1 protein-coding gene is annotated in these 251 nt (G+C 68.1%); it reads right to left on the bottom strand.

The features are described 5' to 3' along the window. Window positions 1-251, bottom strand: a 251-nt coding sequence (locus SB765_RS32020) for a transglutaminase family protein (protein WP_410932810.1), incomplete at both ends; no start/stop codon positions are given.

Raw genomic sequence — 251 nt, 5'->3', positions numbered from 1 at the left:
AGCGCAACATGCGGCCCGAACTGGCGGGCCAGCAGCTCACGGCAATCGTTGGGGTACAGGCGCCGGCCACCGCAGGGATCGAGCAGGTGGTCGGCACCCGGTACACGCAGCAGGAAATGGCCAGGAAAGCCCACACCTTCCAGCGGAATGGACAGGCGCCCGGCCAGTTCCAGGGCGAGTATGGCCAGGGTCAGCGGTTGGCCACGGCGGCGTTGCAGCACTTTGTCCATCATCGCCGCCTGCGGGCGCAG

This window comes from Pseudomonas sp. SIMBA_067 (genome assembly GCF_046534675.1).
Classification (GTDB): Bacteria; Pseudomonadota; Gammaproteobacteria; order Pseudomonadales; family Pseudomonadaceae; genus Aquipseudomonas; species Aquipseudomonas putida.
This window is presented reverse-complemented; position numbering and strand designations above follow the sequence as displayed.